The organism is Stenotrophomonas sp. GD04054 (genome assembly GCF_029836955.1).
GTDB lineage: Bacteria > Pseudomonadota > Gammaproteobacteria > Xanthomonadales > Xanthomonadaceae > Stenotrophomonas > Stenotrophomonas maltophilia_A.
Window position 1 is genome coordinate 1 of sequence record NZ_JAOECR010000072.1, and the last position, 17,981, is coordinate 17,981.

Annotated in this window: 16 protein-coding genes; 9 read left to right on the forward strand and 7 right to left on the reverse strand. The window is 67.0% G+C overall.

What is annotated here, in order from left to right; all coding sequences use genetic code 11:
* Positions 1–3: 3 nt before the first annotated feature.
* From N7573_RS20790 to N7573_RS20800, 3 genes are all read right to left on the reverse strand, one after another.
* Complete coding sequence (locus N7573_RS20790) at positions 4–1,179, reverse strand: lytic polysaccharide monooxygenase (protein ID WP_164080913.1); 1,176 nt, start codon at positions 1,177–1,179, stop codon at positions 4–6.
* Positions 1,180–1,357: 178 nt separating this feature from the next.
* Positions 1,358–2,530, reverse strand: coding sequence for a lytic polysaccharide monooxygenase (locus N7573_RS20795; protein ID WP_279913407.1), 1,173 nt, complete (start codon positions 2,528–2,530; stop codon positions 1,358–1,360).
* A gap of 191 nt (positions 2,531–2,721) precedes the next feature.
* Positions 2,722–3,249: a DUF1203 domain-containing protein gene (locus N7573_RS20800; protein ID WP_049400886.1), complete on the reverse strand. Its 528-nt coding sequence runs from the start codon at positions 3,247–3,249 to the stop codon at positions 2,722–2,724.
* A gap of 153 nt (positions 3,250–3,402) precedes the next feature.
* Here N7573_RS20800 and N7573_RS20805 point away from each other — a divergent pair, with 153 nt between their 5' ends.
* The 4 genes from N7573_RS20805 (at position 3,403) to N7573_RS20820 (ending at position 8,124) form a co-directional block, all read left to right on the forward strand.
* Positions 3,403–4,605 carry a GGDEF domain-containing protein gene (locus N7573_RS20805; protein ID WP_197615697.1) on the forward strand — a complete coding sequence of 401 codons (1,203 nt, stop codon included), beginning with the start codon at positions 3,403–3,405 and terminating at the stop codon, positions 4,603–4,605.
* 68 nt (positions 4,606–4,673) lie between these two features.
* Positions 4,674–6,200: an alpha/beta hydrolase gene (locus tag N7573_RS20810; protein WP_279913405.1), complete on the forward strand. Its 1,527-nt coding sequence runs from the start codon at positions 4,674–4,676 to the stop codon at positions 6,198–6,200.
* Complete coding sequence (locus tag N7573_RS20815; protein WP_279913403.1) at positions 6,197–6,943, forward strand: ATP-binding cassette domain-containing protein; 747 nt, start codon at positions 6,197–6,199, stop codon at positions 6,941–6,943. Before N7573_RS20810 ends, N7573_RS20815 begins: the two co-directional genes overlap by 4 nt.
* Entirely contained in the window at positions 6,940–8,124 is a 1,185-nt protein-coding gene (locus N7573_RS20820; RefSeq protein WP_279913402.1) for an ABC transporter permease, read from the forward strand. The genes N7573_RS20815 and N7573_RS20820 overlap by 4 nt, the downstream gene beginning before the upstream one ends.
* Before the next feature lie 34 nt (positions 8,125–8,158).
* Here N7573_RS20820 and N7573_RS20825 read toward each other — a convergent pair whose 3' ends face one another.
* On the reverse strand, positions 8,159–8,857 hold the full coding sequence (locus N7573_RS20825) for a transposase (protein ID WP_071228553.1): 699 nt from the start codon (positions 8,855–8,857) through the stop codon (positions 8,159–8,161).
* A 101-nt stretch (positions 8,858–8,958) separates the two neighbouring features.
* A complete protein-coding gene (locus N7573_RS20830; protein ID WP_279913401.1) occupies positions 8,959–9,756 on the reverse strand; it encodes a helix-turn-helix transcriptional regulator in 798 nt (265 codons plus the stop codon).
* A 77-nt stretch (positions 9,757–9,833) separates the two neighbouring features.
* Here N7573_RS20830 and N7573_RS20835 point away from each other — a divergent pair, with 77 nt between their 5' ends.
* A complete protein-coding gene (locus tag N7573_RS20835; RefSeq protein ID WP_279913400.1) occupies positions 9,834–10,088 on the forward strand; it encodes a hypothetical protein in 255 nt (84 codons plus the stop codon).
* Between the two features lie 84 nt (positions 10,089–10,172).
* Here N7573_RS20835 and N7573_RS20840 read toward each other — a convergent pair whose 3' ends face one another.
* Together N7573_RS20840 and N7573_RS20845 are read right to left on the reverse strand one after the other, a co-directional pair.
* Positions 10,173–11,174: an energy transducer TonB gene (locus N7573_RS20840; protein WP_132810991.1), complete on the reverse strand. Its 1,002-nt coding sequence runs from the start codon at positions 11,172–11,174 to the stop codon at positions 10,173–10,175.
* A gap of 201 nt (positions 11,175–11,375) precedes the next feature.
* Complete coding sequence (locus N7573_RS20845; RefSeq protein ID WP_032129129.1) at positions 11,376–12,005, reverse strand: TIGR00645 family protein; 630 nt, start codon at positions 12,003–12,005, stop codon at positions 11,376–11,378.
* Positions 12,006–12,115: 110 nt separating this feature from the next.
* Here N7573_RS20845 and N7573_RS20850 point away from each other — a divergent pair, with 110 nt between their 5' ends.
* From N7573_RS20850 to N7573_RS20865, 4 genes are all read left to right on the forward strand, one after another.
* Entirely contained in the window at positions 12,116–12,805 is a 690-nt protein-coding gene (locus tag N7573_RS20850) for a glutathione binding-like protein (protein ID WP_032129128.1), read from the forward strand.
* 144 nt (positions 12,806–12,949) lie between these two features.
* Positions 12,950–15,175 (forward strand): S9 family peptidase, encoded by a 2,226-nt coding sequence (locus N7573_RS20855; protein WP_279913901.1) that lies wholly within the window; start codon positions 12,950–12,952, stop codon positions 15,173–15,175.
* A gap of 25 nt (positions 15,176–15,200) precedes the next feature.
* Positions 15,201–15,716 carry a cytochrome c oxidase assembly factor Coa1 family protein gene (locus tag N7573_RS20860; protein WP_032129126.1) on the forward strand — a complete coding sequence of 172 codons (516 nt, stop codon included), beginning with the start codon at positions 15,201–15,203 and terminating at the stop codon, positions 15,714–15,716.
* A gap of 194 nt (positions 15,717–15,910) precedes the next feature.
* Positions 15,911–17,710, forward strand: coding sequence for a DUF885 domain-containing protein (locus N7573_RS20865; RefSeq protein ID WP_279913900.1), 1,800 nt, complete (start codon positions 15,911–15,913; stop codon positions 17,708–17,710).
* Positions 17,711–17,981 lie beyond the last annotated feature (271 nt).

The following is a 17,981-nucleotide window of genomic DNA, read 5'->3' on the forward strand; positions in this document are numbered from 1 at the left end:
GCCTCAGTACGCGATCCAGGCGTCGCGCCACGCATAGCCGGTGCCCGGACGATAGGCATCGGCATTGATGTTGCACCAGGCGCCTTCCGGGAACGGGCGGCAGGCATACAGCTTGCCGTCAGTGCCCTTCACCACTGTCTCGCCCGGCTTGTAGCTGCCGAGGCCGGCCGGATACACGAAGTCGAAGTCGCCGCCCGGCGGATCGACCGGATCGATCGGGCCCGGCCCCGGCACCTGGGTTTCCAGTTGGAAGCGGTTGCCCGGCTTCAGGTACACGCGGTTGTCGGTGGCCGAGGCGACCGGCGTGATCACGCCGTTCTTCATCACGCCCACGCGCGCGTGCTGTGCGCTGGCGTTGACCTTGCGGGCCAGGGCCAGCGGCCACTGCGTCGGGCTGGTCTGGCCAGCGGCCAGTTTGGTTTCCACGCGCTCCAGGTCGTTGCCGTTGGCATTGAACACACGCAGGGTCACGGTGCTGTCCACGTCCAGTGCGCCATTGGCGGTCACCGCGCCGGCATCCTGCCACTGCGGCGGCGGAACCACGCCACCGCCACCTTCGAAGCGCACGTCCATGCAGGTGTAGAAGGCTTCCTGCGAATCCGAGCGCTGCCAGGTGTTGTAGATGATGTGCTGGCCAGTGCGCTTGGGCAGCGGGCAGTCCAGCTTGTAGACACCGCCTTCGGACAGCGGCACGTTGCCCAGGGTGCAGAATTCCTGCAGGTCGGCCCAGCGCAGCGGGCTGCCCGGCTGCCAACCGTCACGGGTGACGTAGAACTTCCACTCGCGGGTGGCGTGCGGCGCCGGCGCCAGGAATTCGAAGGTGTAGCGGCCACGCGAATCGGCGCGCACCGGCGTGGTCGGCCAGTCGCTGCGATTCAGATCGAGGCCGCGGTACTTGGGGATGCTGGCGCTGCACAGCTCGCCATCGCGCACCAGGTCACGGTGGTTGCCATTGGCGTTGCCGTGGGCGATCGCGCTCCAGTCATAGAACGGCTGCGCGCCGCCGATGGCCTTGGCCGCGGCACAGGCTGGGTTGGTCGGGTTTTCCGGATTGCCTTCGTGGCACTGCTTCACGCGGCTGAGCGGCTTGGACATGGTGCCGTGGGCGAGGGCGCTGCCGGACAGGGCCAGGCCGGCAACGATGGACAGAGCGAGGACTGCCCGGTGGGACAGATGCATGCAGGAACTCCTTTGCGAAGTGTGGGAAACCTCGCGCAGTCTTCACATGCAGGGCCGTCGGCAACATCGGACAAGTTTGAAATCGATGGCGGCTGTGTTCGATCTGCAACACGGTGCTCACTGTGCCGCCATCCGGGCGAAAGGCGGTGCACTGTGCACCGCCTCCCGCATCACTGCCTCAGTACGCGATCCACGCATCGCGCCATGCTGCACCCACGCCCGGCCGGTAGGCTTCGGCGTTGACGTTGCACCATGCACCTTCCGGGAACGGGCGGCAGGCATAAAGCTTGCCGTCGCCGCCCTTCACCACGGTCTGGCCCGGCACGTAGCTGCCGATACCGGCGGGATACACGTGGTCAAAATCACCGCCCGGTGATGGCGTGCCGGGGTCGGGCACCTGGGTATCGAGCTGGAAGCGGTTGCCATCCTTCAGGTACACGCGGTTGGCGGTGGCCGAGGCCGTCGGTGTGATCACGCCATTGCTGAGCACGCCCACGCGTGCGTGCTGGGCGCTGGTATTGACCTTGCGGGCCAGCGCCAACGGCCACTGCGCGGCCGCAGTCTGGCCACTGGCCAGGGTCGCTTCCACGCGTTCGACATCATTGCCGTTGGCGTTGAACACGCGCAACGCCAGGGTGGTGCCGACCGGCAGCTCGCCGCGCGCGGTGACCGGGCCGGCATCCTGCCACTGCGCTGCGGGCGGGGTGCTGCCACCGCCTCCTTCAAAGCGCACGTCCATGCAGGTGTAGAACGCTTCGGTCGAATCCGAGCGCTGCCAGGTGTTGTAGATCACATGCTGGCCGCTGCGCTGTGGCAGCGTGCACTGCAGCTTGTAGGTGCCATCGGCCGACAGCGGCGTGTTGCCCAGCGTGCAGAACTCCTGCAGATCGGCCCAGCGCAGCGGGCTGCCCGGTTGCCAGCCGTCGCGGGTGACGAAGAAGCGCCAGTCACGCGTGGCGTGCGGCGCGGTCGCCTTGAACACGAAGGTGAACTTGCCGCTGGCGTCTGGCTGGATCGGTGTGGTCTGCCAGTCGCTGCGGTTAACATCCAGCCCGCGGAAGGTCGGGTTGTTGCCGCTGCACAGCTTGCCATCGGGCACCACGGCCTGGTGGTTGCCGTTGGCGCTGGCCTGGTTGATGCCATTCCAGTCGTAGAACGCCTGCGAACCGCCCACCGCTTTCGCGGCGGCGCAGGCCGGGTTGGTCGGGTTCTCCGGATTGCCCTGGAAGCAGGCATAGACGCGGCTGACCGGCGTGGTCATGGTGCCGTGGGCGAACGCGTTGCCGGCCAGGCACAGGCCCGCAGCGGCGAACGAGGTGGCCAGCAACAGCGGTGTGGATCGGAATGACATGGCGCTTCCTTGTGGTCGTCGAAAGAGAACGGTGACCGCAGGAGCTGCGCTGCACGGCGGACTTTCGGCGGCACCACGGCGAGTATCGAGTCGCGATGCAGGGGGCGGAACCACCGAAGCGCCGATCCGTGACTGGGGGTGTGAAGCCCTTCCCGCCGGCTTCACGCGGGGCTGAACGGATGCGTTGGCGATCACGTCTTCGGCGTGGCATCGATCACGTCGTGGAGATCGTGCTGGGCAATCTCGCAGTCGATCCGATCGGCCTGGCACGAGAAGCAGCCGTGGGCCGCGTTGTGCAGCTGCACGAAGGCCACGGCAGGGTCGGCAAACAGCGCGTCCAGCCGGGCGGCAACATCAGTGCCCGCGCTGATCTCTGCGGCCAGCATCAATGCAGCCTGGTCATAGGCGCGCAACGAGATCGTACGGCGCTGTACATAGGCGGGTACCTCACCCGGCGGCAGCACGCAGCGCGTTACGCCACGCTGCACGAAGATCGGGCCCGAGGCGTGATAGGGCGAGTGCAGCGGCAGGTGCACATGGGACAACAGCAGCAGCTCGCTGCCGCTGGGCGGATCGCTCAGGCCGATCCGGCAGGGGTGTCCTCCTGTTTCGCCGGCCCAGCGACGCTGGATGCCGAGCGCAGCCAGCGCGGTGTCACTCTTCTCGAACAGGTGCTGGAAGGGGCGGTGGTCGAGGCCACCGAGGTACCACGCATGCATGGGCGTCTCCTTGGTTTTCCCGGATTCTGCGCACGCACCGGCCGTCATGCTCGCCGTTTTAAGACCCGGCATCGCCATCGGGCCAGGCAGTGCCACGGGGATCGCACCGCAAGGCGCTAAGATGCGCGCGCCGCCCCGGCCGATGAGCGCCGCATGTCCCTGGATTTCCCCACCATCACCGTGCTTGGCTTCCTGCTCTGCATCGGCATCGCCGTGGGGTTCTCATTGCTGCTGGTGGTGCTGCGCGGGCAACCGGTGCTGCGCCTGTGGACCGCCAGCCTGTGGCTGCTGACCCTGGGCGTGACCCTGCTGGCGCTGCGCCCCTACCTGCCGTTGGCGCTGGCCATACTGGCCGGGAATGCGGCGATGGCCGGTTGCGCGGTGCTGATGCTGCGCGGCGTGGCGCTGCATCTGGAACAGCCGCTGCCGCTGTGGCGGCCGTTGTTGATGGCAGCCGCGTTCATGGCCTGCATCTTCGCCTTCCTGGTGCTCTGGCCGGACCTGGGCGTGCGCCTGCAGGTGTTCAGTGTGTTCACGCTGCTGGTCGATGGCTGGATCGCCTGGCTGCTGCTGCGGCATGCCCCCGTACAGCAGCGCACCAGCTGCCGTCTGGCGGCGGCGGTGTTCCTGGCCGAGGCGGCACTGTACGCGGTGCGCCTGTTCCTGCCGGTGGCGCCCGATGCCGGTGAGGACATCATGCGCACCGGCACGCCGATGTTCGTCACCTACATTGCCGGGGTGATGCTGGAGCTGGCGCGATGTTTCGCGATGGTGCTGCTGCTGGTCGAGCGCATGCTGGTCGATCTGCGGCGTGCGGCACGCACCGATGGCCTGACCGGGCTGCTCAACCGCAGCGCGGTGCTGGCCGATGGCCAGGCGCAGTTGCAGCGGCTGCGTCGGCAGGGCCGGCCACTGGCCCTGCTGCTGGTCGACGTCGATCACTTCAAGCAGATCAACGACCGCTGGGGCCACCTGGCCGGTGACCAGGTACTGCGTCACTTCGCTGCGCTGCTGCAGCATGGTTTGCAGGGCCACGACACGCTGCTGGGCCGCTACGGTGGCGAGGAGTTCGTGCTGGTGCTGGCCGGCAGCACACAGGGTGAAGCGATGGCGTGGGCCGCCGCGATCCGTACCGCTCTGCAGCAGAAGCCGGCGCGGCTGGGCACCGGGCCGGTGACGGTCACCGCCAGCATCGGCCTGGCCATGGACGACGGCCATGGCGACCTGTCCACGCTGCTGGCAGCGGCGGATGCGGCGCTGTACCGGGCCAAGGCCGCAGGCCGCGACCGCCTGGCCTGCGCCACGCCGGCGGAGATTTCGCGTCTGCCCATCGCCGACGACGCCGTGCCCGTGTAAGTTGAGTCACATCTTCCGCGGCAGCCCGTCGTGGTTGCCAGGAACGTCCTCCAGGGGAAACGAGCACGATGCAAAGACACCACCTCGCGTTGGCCGCAGCGTTGGCCAGCCTGATGCTTGCCGGTTGCAGCCAGTCACCATCACCCGGCGCCGAAAGCGCCAGCGATGCACCCAGCCGCCGTTTCGGCACGATCGACTTCCAGCCCTGCACGTTGTCCACCGAAGGCGCCAGCGCCAACGTGGAAGCGCAGTGCGCCACCCTGCAGGTGCCGGAAGTCCGGGCCCAGCCCGATGGCCGACGCATTGGCCTGCGCATCGCCTGGCTGGAATCGGGCAGCAGCGGCTCCAGCCAGCCCGACCCGGTGTTCTTCCTGGCCGGTGGCCCCGGCCAGGCGGCCAGCGAAGTGGCGGTCATCGTCGATACCGCGCTGCGCCAGGTGCGCAAGCAGCGCGACATCTTCCTTGTCGACCAGCGGGGTACCGGTGGCTCCAACCCGCTCAGCTGCCTCGGCGCGGACGGCAAGGACCTGCAGATGGACGAGGACGCCGCTCCCACCGAGGCGTCGCTGCGCGACTACGCGCAGCGCTGCGCGGCCTCGCTGCAGGGGCGTGCCGATGCCCGCTTCTACACGACCACCGAAGCCATCGCCGACCTGGATGCGGTACGCCAGGCCTTGGGCGTGGACCGGATCAACCTGGTCGGCGGCTCATACGGTACCCGCGTGGCCCAGCGCTATGCCGGTGCCTATCCGCAGCACACCCGCAGCATCGTCATCGATGGCGTAGTGCCCAATGAACTGGTGGTGGGCGGCGACTTCGCCACGACGTTCGAGGATGCGATCGCCCTGCAGTCGGCGCAGTGCCGCAAGGATGCCGCCTGCAGCAAACGCTTCCCGACCGACACCCGCGCGCAGCTGCGCAGCGTGGTCGAGACCCTGCGCCGTGCGCCGGTCTCGGTGGAGTATCGCGACCCCGGCACCAACCAGACCCGACAGGATGTGCTGAGTCCGGACAGCGTGATCGGCCTGGCGTTCGCCTTCTCCTATGTGCCGCAGTATTCCTCGCTGCTGCCGCTGGTGCTCGATGAAGCCGCGCATGGCCGCTATGCACCGCTGGCGTCGCTGGCACGCGGTGCGAACCGCAGCATGGATTTCCAGATCAACCGAGGCATGCAGTGGTCGGTGATCTGCAGCGAGGATGCGCCGCGTTACAAGGCGCCGGTCGAGGACCCGGAGCGACTGTTCGGCAACGACGTGGCCAGTGCCTTCTTCGCGGCCTGCCCGGTATGGCCGCACCAGCCGGCGTCAGCGTCCAATGCCGTGCCGCTGCGCAGCGACGTACCGGCGCTGCTGCTGTCCGGTGAACTCGACCCGGTGACGCCACCACGCTATGCCGAACAGGTCCTCAAGGGCCTGCCCAATGGCCGCGCGCTGGTCGCCCGCGGCCAGGGCCACGGCACGCTGAGTGCCGGCTGCATGCCGCGCCTGCTCGGCCAGTTCATCGACAAGACCGATGCCAAGGCGCTGGATGCCGGCTGCCTGGACACGCTGAGCTACGTGCCGGCGTTCACCTCGTTCAACGGATGGGAACCATGATCGTCGCCGACAACCTGCACAAGGCTTTCGACACCCGCACCGGCCGCATCCAGGCGGTCTCCAACGTCGGCTTCCGCGCCGAGGACGGCCGCATCACCGGCCTGCTGGGCCCCAATGGTGCCGGCAAGACCACTACCATGCGCATGCTGTACACGCTGATGACCCCGGACCAGGGCAGCATCAACGTCGATGGTGTCGATGCCGCACGCAATCCGGTGGAAGTACGCCGCCACCTTGGCGTGCTGCCCGATGCGCGTGGCGTCTACAAGCGCCTGACCGCGCGCGAGAACATCGCCTACTTCGGCGAGCTGCATGGCCTGTCGGCCGAGCGCATCCGCGAACGCATCGAAGTGCTGTCGCATGCCCTGGACATGGGTGACATCCTCGACCGCCAGACCGATGGCTTCTCGCAGGGCCAGCGCACCAAGACCGCGATCGCCCGCGCGCTGGTGCACGACCCGCGCAACGTCATTCTGGATGAGCCGACCAACGGCCTGGACGTGATGACCACGCGCGCACTGCGCCGCTTCCTGCTGGGCCTGCGCGAAGAGGGCCGCTGCGTGATCCTGTCCAGCCACATCATGCAGGAGGTGGCCGCGCTGTGCGATCACATCGTGATCATCGCCAAGGGCACGGTGATGGCTGCCGGCAGCGCCGATGAACTGCGTGCGCAAGCCGGCGAATCCAACCTGGAAGACGCGTTCGTGAAACTGATCGGCAGCGAAGAGGGCCTGCACGCATGAGCATGATGTCGACCCTGATGACGGTGATGCGCAAGGAACTGCGCGACCTTTCCCGTGATCGCCGCACGCTGCTGCTGACCCTGCTGTTCGGGCCGCTGCTGTACCCGGTGCTGCTGCTGGGCATGGGCAAGCTGGCCGAGAGCCGGGTACGCACCCAGATTGAACAACCGCTGCAGATTCCGACCATCGGTGCGGACAACGCCCCCAATCTGGTGCGTTTCCTCGCCGCGCAGGGGCTGAACGCCGCACCGGCACCGAAGGACCTGGCCGAGGCCATCCGCAGCCAGGAGATCGATGTGGCGCTGCGCATCAGCGATGACTTCGGCAAGGACTGGGCCGATGGCAAGCCGGCGCTGGTGGAGGTGATCAAGGACAGTACCCGTCGTGCCGCCGAAGTGCCCAGCGCACGTCTGGAGGCGGCACTGGCCACCTACAACGGCCAGGTGGGGGCACTGCGATTGATGGCGCGCGGCATCGACGCACAGGTGGCGCGGCCGCTGGATGTGGCGCGCCAGGACCTGGCCAGTGCCGAGGCCAAGCGCGGCATGATCCTGTCGATGCTGCTGCCGGTGCTGCTCACGCTGACCTCGTTCATCGGCGGCGCCTATCTGGTGATGGATGCCACCGCCGGCGAGCGCGAGCGGCAGTCACTGGAACCGTTGCTGGCCACGCCCGGCTCGCGCAGCGCGATCGTCAGCGGCAAGATCGCGGCTGCCTGTGTGGTCGGCTTTGTGTCACTGCTGCTGACCCTGGTCGCATTCAAGGTGAGCGCACAGATCGCGCCCGGCAACATCGGCCGCCAGTTCAACATGAACGTCGGTTCGATGCTGCAGATGCTGCTGGTGATGTTGCCGATGCTGATGATCGGCACCTCGCTGCTGACCTTCCTGTCGGCCGCGGCCAAGAGCATGAAGGAAGCGCAGAGCCACATGACCTGGCTGATGCTGTTGCCGATGATGCCCGGCTACGCGCTGGTGGCCTATCCGCTGAAGAGCGAGCTGTGGCAGTACGCCGTGCCGTTCCTGTCGCAGAACCAGATGCTGTTGAAGGTGATCCGCCACGAGACCATCACGCCGTCGGTCTGGGCCATCTATCTCGGTGCCAGCCTCGGCCTGGCCGCACTGCTGTGGTTCGCCGCCGTGCGCCGTTACCACAACGAGCGCCTGGCGATCTCGGGCTGACTGCAAAAAGGGGACGGAGGGGATTAAGTCGTTTTTAACCCTCCGCCCCCTTCTTCTGAGGGCGCCCCCGCTTGCGCAGCACCACGGGGCGGCCCAGTGTCTGTTCCACCATCCGCAGGTAAGCTGCATTTCCCAACGGATGCTGCCCGGCACTGTGCGCGCGTATTGCCGGCAGGTCGGCGGACGCGTTCACGTCCCGCAGGAACTGCGCATAGAGCGTCGTCCGCTGTCGCTTGGTCGAGGCCAGTGCCTGAAAGGCGGGGTGTTCTGTCAGCATCGGATCATCGCGGCGCTGCAGGTTTCCATGCACGCTCGACCATGGGTGATCTTCCGGGGCGCCTGTCATGCCTGCACGAACCGGATTGAGTTCGATGTAGCGATAAACGCTGAGCAGATAGGCGTCGCTGTCCACCATCGAAGAATGGAAGCGGCCCTGCCAGAGTGGTCCGCTGCGCTCATGCCGCTGATTGAACGCCTGGACGTAGTTGTTGCCCTGCATCCGCATCGCGTTGGCCAAGCCGGCCTGAGTGGAGGGTGTGGCCAATAGATGGACGTGATTGCCCATCAATACATAGGCATGCAGCGCGACCTGATGCTTCAGGAAGGCGCTGTGCAAAAGGTGCAGAAACAGCTGGCGGTCGATATCGTCAACGAAGATCGCCCCCTTGTTCACACCGCGCTGGGTTACGTGATACGGCTGTTCGGCCAACATCAGGCGTGCTTGTCGAGGCATGGCAGTTCAGGGGGTTCAAGGAATCATCAGCCTGCCGCCTCCGTGACCGCGAAGGGCATCAGGCGATGCCGCGAGTTGATGTGGGGGAGGGCAGAAGCGACTTAATCCCCTCCGTCCCCTTTTCCATACCGCGCAGGCGTCACCCCCATCTCGCGCTTGAACACGGCGATGAAGGCACTGGGTGTGTCGTAGCCCATCGACAGCGCGACGCTGATCACCGGTTCGCCGGACAGCAGGCGTGGCAGCGCCAGCAACACCCGCAGGCGTTGCCGCCACTGGCTCAGCGTCATCTGGGTCTCGGCCAGCCAGTGGCGCGCCAGGCTACGGCTGGACAGTCCAATCGCGGCCGCCCAGTCCTCGACGCTGCGAAGGTCGTCCGGTGAACGTGCGAGTGCGGCAGCGATCCGTCGCAGGCGACGGTCACGCGGTTGTGGCAGGGCAAGCGGCAGAGGCTTGCTGGCGGCAATCTCATCGGCGATCACACCGGCCAGTCGTGCCTGTGTGGCATCCAGTGGAACATGCGGCCACTGCAGCGCCCGAATCACCGCGGCCTGCAGCAGCGGCCCCGGCTGGAAGATGCGAGGGGCTGCAGGCAGGTCGGTGCAGGCCTGCGCGCTGAAGTACAGGCTCCAGCCGTCGAACGCGCTGGTACTGGCCAGAGCGTGGGGCAGCGAAGGTGGTATCCAGGCGACATGACCCGCCGGCAGCAGCCAGTGCAGGTCGCCCACCTCGATCCGCAGCAGGCCCTGATGTGCACCCAGCAGCTGCCCGCGGGCGTGCTGATGGCGTGCCGTGCGGCGCGGACCCGGCAGGCGCAGCTGCGCCCCCAGCAATGCAGGCCCGTCGGCGGCATTGGCCAGCGCCGGGTCAATCAATGCGGTGGTTGTCTGATCTGCCATATCGATTGGCAGTTATACGGCAGAAACGTCGCGTCCGGGCTCCGACACTGGAGCCCACTTCAACGGAGCGCTTCCCCATGCAGCCACAGGACATTCTTCCCGACCATCAGAACGACGTGCAGGTAAATGGCCTCACCGTGCGCAAGGGCAGCGTCGGTGCCTTCCTGGCCAGCGTCCGTGCCTGGCAGGATCCCACCAGCGATGATGCCACCCGCGCCACTGCCGAAGCCGACCTGCGTGCGTTGCTGCCCGGCCTGCATGCGCTAGGCCTGTTCCAGGTGCTGGCTGCGCGCGATCCGGCGTTGCAGCGCCTGATTGATGGCGCTGCCTGAAACGGACAAGGCCCGGACGGACCGGGCCTTGGCGTCATGGAGGTGGCAGAAACGACTTAATCCCCTCCGTCCCCTTTTTTGCGGTCAGCCGCCCGGTGCGAATACCAGGGTGCGGCGGGTGGTGACCGGCGCGTTGACCGGCTCGAAGCGCCAGCGCTTGACCGCGTTCAGGGCTTCGCGGTCGAAGGTCCGTCCCGACGTCGCGCGCAGCACGCGGGCGCTGACCACTGAGCCGTCGGTGCCGACGGTGATCTCCACCAGCACTTCGCCCGACGTTCCCGAACGCAGTGCCTCGGCCGGATAGCGCGGCGCCGGCGTGCTGACCGGGCGGAGGGTGGGAGCTGCCGCGGCGGCTGCCTGGCGTGCGGCGCTGGCCTGTTGGGCGGCGGCCTGCTGCTGTTTCTGTTCGGCATCGCGACGGGCCGCGGCCTGGCGCTCCGCCTCCTGGCGCTCGTTGTCGCGGCGTGCGGCATCCTGCTGCGCGGCAATCTGCTTGGCCGCATCGGCTTCCTTGGCGCGCTGCTCGGTCAGGCGCTGCTGTTCGGCCTGCTGCTTGGTCCGGTCTTCGGCGTCCTTCCTGGCCTTCTCGGCTTCGGTCTCGGTGCGCTTGGCCGCATTTTCCACGCCCTTGGCCAGGCCTTCCTTCAGGCGCGGCAGGGCGGGAGCGGAGGCGTCCACCTTCTCGATCAGTGCCACCAGGCGCTGCGCCTCGGTGTAGTCCTCGCGGCCCAGGTGCTGCTCGGCGGCGATCAGGGTGTAGGGCAGCAGGTCGGTCAGCGCGCTCTTCACCGACGCGTCGTCCGGTGTCTTGTCGCGCAGGGCGAGGTAGTACTCGATGGCGTTGTCGCCGGCCGGCGCGTACATGCGGTTCTCGCGCAGTGCCTGGCTGGCCGATTCACGCAGCTGTTCGGTGCCCATGGACTGCACCTTGGCGGCGACCACCGGTGCGGCCGGTGCAGCGGCGGCGGGCGCGGCGGCCGGGGCCGGTGCTGCAGATTCTTCCTTTCCCGAGCAGGCGGCCAGCGCCAGTGCCAAAGCAACCGGCAGCCACCGGCGCGCGGCGGTGATCGTTGAGACGTGCGACATCCTGCTCCCCTCTAGAAGACGACGTGACGTAAATCATTGATACGCATGGCCGGGACCTGTGGTCCGGGCGCGGAACGATGACGTTTCCCGACGCCACCGCCGGCAACGGCGAGGGTGCAATCTAGCATCCCGGCCACCGCCGCGTACAAGGGGCAGGGGCCGGGATGGGGCAGCGGCGAAGGACCGCTGCCGGTTGCCGCATCAGTGGTCGTGCGACTTGCTGTGGCTGTTGGACATCAGCTTGTCGGTCCAGGCAATACCGATCGCCGACAGGATGAACACGCAGTGGATGATGGTCTGCCACAGCACGCCTTCCTGGGTCATGGTCGTGCAGGTATCGACACCAGCGTTGTAGAAGCTGGTCGAAGCCGACGACACTGCTGCTGCCCATTGTTCCGGCTTGCACAGCGGCAGTCCCTTCAGCGCGCTGGTGGCGATGAAGGTCTTCAGCAGGTGGATCGAGGAGATGCCGATGATCGCCATTGCCAGCTTCACCTTCAGCACGCTGGCGTTGACGTGGCTCAGCCATTCCGGCTGGTCCGGGTGGCCTTCCAGGCGCAGGCGCGAGACGAAGGTCTCGTAGCCACCGACGATCACCATCACCAGCAGGTTGGAGATCATCACCACGTCGATCAGGCCCAGCACGATCAGCATGATCTGCTGTTCGCCCATCGAGACCGAGTGGGACAGCAGGTGCCACAGTTCCTTGCCGAACAGAAACACGTAGACGCACTGGGCAAGGATCAGGCCCAGGTACAGCGGCAGCTGCAGCCAGCGCGAGGCGAAGATCAGCGAGGACAACGGGGACAGGGGGCGAGGACTGTGGCTCATGCAGGACAGTGCGTTTCGGGGGAGCCGCGAGGTTACCGGCCCGTCGTGACGGTGCCAACCCAACTCTCGCACTAGACTTCAGGTTCCTTTCCGCACCCCGAGCCGCCGCCATGATCGACCTGTATTACTGGCCCACCCCGAACGGCCACAAAGTGACCCTGCTGCTGGAAGAAGCCGGCCTGGAGTACCGCATCCATCCGGTCAACATCGGCTCGGGCGACCAGTTCAAGCCGGAATTCCTCGCCATTTCGCCGAACAACAAGATGCCTGCGATTGTCGACCACGCCCCGGCCGATGGCGGCGCCCCGCAGAGCGTGTTCGAGTCCGGCGCGATCCTGCTGTATCTGGCCGAGAAGACCGGCCAGTTCCTGCCCAGCGACCCGCGCGGCCGCGTCACCACCCTGGAGTGGCTGTTCTGGCAGATGGCCGGCCTGGGCCCGATGAGCGGCCAGATGGGCCACTTCAACGTGTATGCGCCGGAGAAGATCCCGTATGCGATCGAGCGCTATGACAACGAAGTGCGCCGCCTGCACGGGGTGATGGACAAGCGCCTGGCCCAGCACGCCTTCCTGGCTGGCGACGCGTACACCATTGCCGACATGGCCAGCTACCCGTGGATCGGTGCCTACGACAAGCTGCCGGTGGATTTCGCCGCGTTCCCGAACCTCAAGCGCTGGCACGAAGCGATTGCTGCACGCCCGGCCACCCAGCGCGCCTATGCCCTGCGCCAGCAGGTGAACCCCAACGCCGGCAAGCCGCTCAGCGACGAAGAGCGCAAGCACCTGTTCGGCCAGCGTTGACCCGGAACGGTGGGTGCCGACCGTTGGTCGGCACGCCTCATGGGCAGAAGGTCATGCTGCCTTCCCGCACCGGCTTGGTTAGGATGGAGGCTGACCGCCCCGCGTCCATCGCGGTGGCGGACCTGCCGTTTGCCGGGATCCTCCATGCGCCACCTGTTCGCTTCGCTCGCCCTCATGCTCGCCACCAGTACCGCCGCCCACGCTGAAAAGCTGACTCTGGAAGCCATCACCGGCCCGCTGCCGCTTTCCGGCCCGACCCTGATGAAGCCGAAGGTCGCCCCCGATGGTTCGCAGGTCAGCTTCCTGCGCGGCAAGGACAGCGACCGCAACCAGCTGGACCTGTGGACCTATGACATCGGCAGCGGCCAGACCCGCCTGCTGGTGGATTCCAAGGTGGTGCTGCCCGGCACCGAGACCCTCAGCGATGAGGAAAAGGCCCGCCGCGAGCGCCAGCGCATCGCCGCGATGACCGGTATCGTCGATTACCAGTGGTCGCCGGACGCGCAGCGCCTGCTGTTCCCGTTGGGCGGCGAGCTGTACCTGTACGACCTCAAGCAGCAGGGCCAGGCCGCAGTGCGCCAGCTGACCCACGGCGAGGGCTTCGCTACCGACGCCAAGCTGTCGCCCAAGGGCGGTTTCGTCAGCTTCATCCGCGGCCGCAACCTGTGGGTGATCGACCTGGCCAGCGGCAAGCAGCTGCAGCTAACCCGCGACGGCAGCACCACCATCGGCAACGGCGTGGCCGAGTTCGTCGCCGACGAGGAAATGGACCGCCACACCGGCTACTGGTGGGCGCCGGATGATTCGGCCATCGCCTTCGCGCGCATCGATGAAGCACCGGTGCCGGTGCAGAAGCGCTACGAGGTCTACGCCGACCGCACCGACGTGATCGAGCAGCGTTACCCGGCCGCCGGCGACGCCAACGTGCGCGTGCAGCTGGGCGTGATCGCACCGGCCGCCGATGCGCAGCCGCGCTGGATCGACCTCGGCAAGGAACAGGACATCTATCTGGCTCGTGTCGATTGGCGCGATGCGCAGCACCTGAGCTTCCAGCGCCAGTCGCGCGACCAGAAGCAGCTGGACCTGGTGGAAGTGGCGCTCGATTCCAATCGCCAGCGCGTGCTCGCCCACGAGACCAGCCCGACCTGGGTGCCGCTGCACAACAGCCTGCGTTTCCTCGACGACGGCAGCGTGCTGTGGTCGTCCGAGCGCACCGGTTTCCAGCATCTGTACCGCATCGACAGCAAGGGCAAGGCCACCGCGTTGACCCACGGCAACTGGCCGGTAGACGAACTGCTGGCGGTCGATGAGAAGGCTGGCAAGGCCTACTTCCGCGCCGGCATCGAGACCTCGCGCGAAAGCCAGATCTACGCGGTGTCGCTGCAGGGCGGTGAGCCGCAGCGCCTGTCGAAGGCACCGGGCATGCACAGCGCCAGCTTCGCCCGCAATGCCAGCGTCTATGTCGACAGCTGGTCCAACAGCACCACGCCGCCGCAGATCGAACTGTTCCGCGCCAATGGCGAGAAGATCGCCACCCTGCTCGAGAACGATCTGGCGGACCCGAAGCATCCGTATGCGCGTTACCGCGATGCACAGCGCCCGATCGAGTTCGGCACGCTGACCGCGGCCGACGGCAAGACCCCGCTCAACTACAGCCTGATCAAGCCGGCCGGCTTCGATCCGTCCAAGCGCTACCCGGTGGCGGTGTACGTGTATGGCGGCCCGGCCAGCCAGACCGTCACCGACAGCTGGCCCGGCCGCGGTGATCACCTGTTCAACCAGTACCTGGCCCAGCAGGGCTATGTGGTGTTCTCGCTGGACAACCGCGGTACCCCGCGCCGTGGCCGTGACTTCGGTGGCGCGCTGTATGGCAAGCAGGGCACGGTGGAAGTGACCGACCAGCTGCGTGGCGTGACCTGGCTCAAGCAGCAGCCGTGGGTGGACCCGGCGCGCATCGGCGTGCAGGGCTGGTCCAACGGCGGCTACATGACCCTGATGCTGCTGGCCAAGGCCTCGAACCAGTACGCCTGTGGCGTGGCCGGTGCGCCGGTGACCGACTGGGGCCTGTACGACAGCCACTACACCGAACGCTACATGGACCTGCCGGCGCGCAACGAAGCGGGCTACCGCGAAGCGCGCGTGCTGACCCATATCGACGGCCTGCGCTCGCCGCTGCTGCTGATCCACGGCATGGCAGACGACAACGTCTTGTTCACCAATTCGACCAGCCTGATGAGCGCGTTGCAGAAGCGTGCACAGCCGTTCGAACTGATGACCTATCCGGGTGCCAAGCACGGCCTGTCCGGTGCCGATGCGCTGCATCGCTACCGCGTGGCCGAAGCCTTCCTGGGACGCTGCCTGAAACCCTGATCCACAGCCGGGAAGGAGCCCGCCGATGACCCTGCCACCACCGATTCCCGCCCATCGACAGACGTCCGCCGGTTGGTGGTGCCGTCATTGGCGCTGGGCGATGCCGTTGACGGTGGTGCTGGTGCTGGGCGGCGCCGGTGGCGTGGTGACCTGGAGCGTGCTGCGCTGGAGCGAGGCGGCACGCGAGAGCCCGCCGATGCGCGAAGCGTTGCGCCGCGCGGGCTGCAGCATCGAACTGGTGGAAGCCTTTGGCGAGCCGCTGCATATCGAATCGATGCCGCTGGGCAGCATGCAGACCGCGATGAACGGCCAGCGCGACGTCGGCCTGACCGTGGCCCTGGAAGGACCGCATGCGCACGGCCGGCTGTTCGTGCAGGGCAGCCGTCGCGATGAAGTCTGGGATTACCCGGTGATGTATGTACTGGCCGAAGACAAGCAGACCTTCGACCTGACTGCACTGGATGACGACGAGGCTGCGGGGGAGTGCGAGCTGCAGGCCTGCCGTGAGCGTGGCGAATGCCCACTCACCGCCGCGTTGTGACCGCAGGTCGCGCGGCCGGGTAAGGGCGGCCATGTAGAGTCGACTGCTCTCCACAAGACGCCTGAAAACCCCGCGCTGCGCGCGATAGTCGACTGACAGTCGACTCTACCCATCAGCCGCGCCGTGACCTCCAGCCGATTGTCGCCATCGCCGTGAGCGCGTAAGTTGCGGGCAACCCTTTGCTGGAGTGTCCCATGAAGCCGATTGCGCTCGCTGTTGCCCTGGCCCTGACTGCCGCCCCGTTGCTGTTCGCACCGCCGGCCCTGGCTGCGCCGGCTGCCAAGGCCGCGACTCCCGCCAGCCCTGCCTGGGTCGCCCGCAGCAATGCACTGGCGCAGATCCTGCTTGATGCACAGGGTCCGTTCCAGCCGGAGGAAACCGGCTTCTTCGGCGTTCCCGGCTACGACGACAAGGTGGCCGACCTCGGCCCGGACAACGGCAAGCGCTACCGCGCCGCGATGGCCAAGGCCCGCGACGAACTGAAGGCAAAGCTGGCCGCCGAAAAGGATCCCAACGTCCGCCAGGACCTGGAGATCATGATCCATGCCGCCAGCCAGAACATCGAAGGCAGCGAGCTCAACGAGAAGTACCTGTTGCCGTGGAGCGATGCGCCGCAGACGGTGTTCAGCGGCCTCAACCTGCTGCTGTCCGACCAGGTGCCGGCCGAGCGCCGGGCCAAGGCGATCGACCGCCTCAAGGCCTATGCCGGCCTGCAGCCCGGCGGCACCTCGTTCACAACGCTGGCGCGCCAGCGCTATGAAGAGCGCTTGAAGGACAGCAGCCTGCTGCAGCCGACAAAGATCGAAGTGCAGCAGTCGCTGGACAACGTCGAGACCTACATCACCGGCATCGAGTCGCTGCTGAAGAAGTACCAGATCGCCGGTGCCGATGAAGCAATGAAGGCGCTGGCCGGGCAGATGAAGGACTACGCCAGCTGGACGCGCACGACCGTGCTGCCGAAGGCACGTGCCGACGCACGCCTGCCGGCGCCGCTGTACGCCTACCAGCTCAAGCAGGTCGGCATCGACATCGACCCGAAGCTGTTGATGCAGCGCGCGCAGCTGGAGTTCATGGAAACCCGCTCGGCGATGCAGCAGCTGGCGCCGCTGGTGGCGAAGGACAAGGGCCTGAAGGTGGCCGACCCGAGCGACCCGGTGGCGGTGATCCGCGCGCTGAAGGCCGACAAGATTGCCGACGATCATCTGGAAGGCCACTACCGCAAGGTGATCGACGCGATCGATCCGCTGATCCGCGAGCACGCCATCGTCGACGTGCCCAAGCGTGCCATGCAGATGCGACTGGGTTCGGCCGCCGAGAGCGCCGCAAGCCCGGCCCCGCATTTCCTGCCGGCCCCGCTGGTCAACAACACCGGGCAGCAGGGCACCTTCGTGCTGCCGCTGGGAAACCCGGCGGCGGGCCCAGGCGCACAGTACGACGATTTCAACTTCGGTGCGGCGGCGTGGACGCTGAGCGCGCATGAAGGCCGCCCCGGCCACGAGCTGCAGTTCACCGCCATGGTCGAGCGCGGCGTGTCGCTGGCACGCACCATGTTCGCGTTCAATTCGGTGAACGTGGAAGGCTGGGCACTGTATGCCGAGGCCGAGATGGTGCCGTACGAGCCGCTGGACGGGCAGATGATCGCCCTGCAGTTCCGCCTGCTGCGCGCCGCACGCGCGATGCTCGACCCGATGCTCAACCTCGGCCTGACCGACCGTGCCAACGGCGAGCGAGTGCTGATGGAGCAGGTCGGCCTGTCCAAGGCGATGGCCACCCAGGAACTGGACCGCTACATGGTGCGCATGCCGGGCCAGGCCGGCAGCTACTTCTACGGCTACACCCGCATCCTGGAACTGCGCATGCAGACCGAGCTGGCACTGGGTGCGAAGTTTGATCGCCTGGCGTTCAACAACTTCCTGCTCGACCAGGGCCTGCTGCCGCCGGACCAGCTGGCCGATGCGGTGAACAAGGTGTTCGTGCCGAAATACAAGCGCTGAGCATCATCGGGTAGTGCCGGCCGCTGGCCGGCAATCGCCGTTGGTAGATGCCGACCCTGGTCGGCGCTGCGGGTTTCGTGCCAACCAAGGTTGGCACCTACCAGAGCGATACGTCGGTTGTTGCAGGGGTAGCGCCGGCCGCTGGCCGGCAATTGCCGTTGGTAGATGCCGACCTTGGTCGGCGCCGCGGGTTTCGTGCCAACCAAGGTTGGCAGCTGCCAGAGCGATGCGTCGGTTGTTGCAGGGGTAGTGCCGGCCGCTGGCAGGCATT

What these genes read in the sequence shown, in the direction of transcription:
- N7573_RS20815 (WP_279913403.1), top strand. Translation starts at nt 6,197, where the DNA reads ATGATCGTCGCCGACAACCTGCACAAGGCTTTCGACACCCGCACCGGC.
- N7573_RS20865 (WP_279913900.1), top strand. Translation starts at nt 15,911, where the DNA reads ATGAAGCCGATTGCGCTCGCTGTTGCCCTGGCCCTGACTGCCGCCCCG.
- N7573_RS20830 (WP_279913401.1), bottom strand. Translation starts at nt 9,756, where the DNA reads ATGGCAGATCAGACAACCACCGCATTGATTGACCCGGCGCTGGCCAAT.
- N7573_RS20840 (WP_132810991.1), bottom strand. Translation starts at nt 11,174, where the DNA reads ATGTCGCACGTCTCAACGATCACCGCCGCGCGCCGGTGGCTGCCGGTT.
- N7573_RS20850 (WP_032129128.1), top strand. Translation starts at nt 12,116, where the DNA reads ATGATCGACCTGTATTACTGGCCCACCCCGAACGGCCACAAAGTGACC.
- N7573_RS20795 (WP_279913407.1), bottom strand. Translation starts at nt 2,530, where the DNA reads ATGTCATTCCGATCCACACCGCTGTTGCTGGCCACCTCGTTCGCCGCT.
- N7573_RS20810 (WP_279913405.1), top strand. Translation starts at nt 4,674, where the DNA reads ATGCAAAGACACCACCTCGCGTTGGCCGCAGCGTTGGCCAGCCTGATG.
- N7573_RS20790 (WP_164080913.1), bottom strand. Translation starts at nt 1,179, where the DNA reads ATGCATCTGTCCCACCGGGCAGTCCTCGCTCTGTCCATCGTTGCCGGC.
- N7573_RS20805 (WP_197615697.1), top strand. Translation starts at nt 3,403, where the DNA reads ATGTCCCTGGATTTCCCCACCATCACCGTGCTTGGCTTCCTGCTCTGC.
- N7573_RS20855 (WP_279913901.1), top strand. Translation starts at nt 12,950, where the DNA reads ATGCGCCACCTGTTCGCTTCGCTCGCCCTCATGCTCGCCACCAGTACC.
- N7573_RS20820 (WP_279913402.1), top strand. Translation starts at nt 6,940, where the DNA reads ATGAGCATGATGTCGACCCTGATGACGGTGATGCGCAAGGAACTGCGC.
- N7573_RS20825 (WP_071228553.1), bottom strand. Translation starts at nt 8,857, where the DNA reads ATGCCTCGACAAGCACGCCTGATGTTGGCCGAACAGCCGTATCACGTA.
- N7573_RS20800 (WP_049400886.1), bottom strand. Translation starts at nt 3,249, where the DNA reads ATGCATGCGTGGTACCTCGGTGGCCTCGACCACCGCCCCTTCCAGCAC.
- N7573_RS20845 (WP_032129129.1), bottom strand. Translation starts at nt 12,005, where the DNA reads ATGAGCCACAGTCCTCGCCCCCTGTCCCCGTTGTCCTCGCTGATCTTC.
- N7573_RS20860 (WP_032129126.1), top strand. Translation starts at nt 15,201, where the DNA reads ATGACCCTGCCACCACCGATTCCCGCCCATCGACAGACGTCCGCCGGT.
- N7573_RS20835 (WP_279913400.1), top strand. Translation starts at nt 9,834, where the DNA reads ATGCAGCCACAGGACATTCTTCCCGACCATCAGAACGACGTGCAGGTA.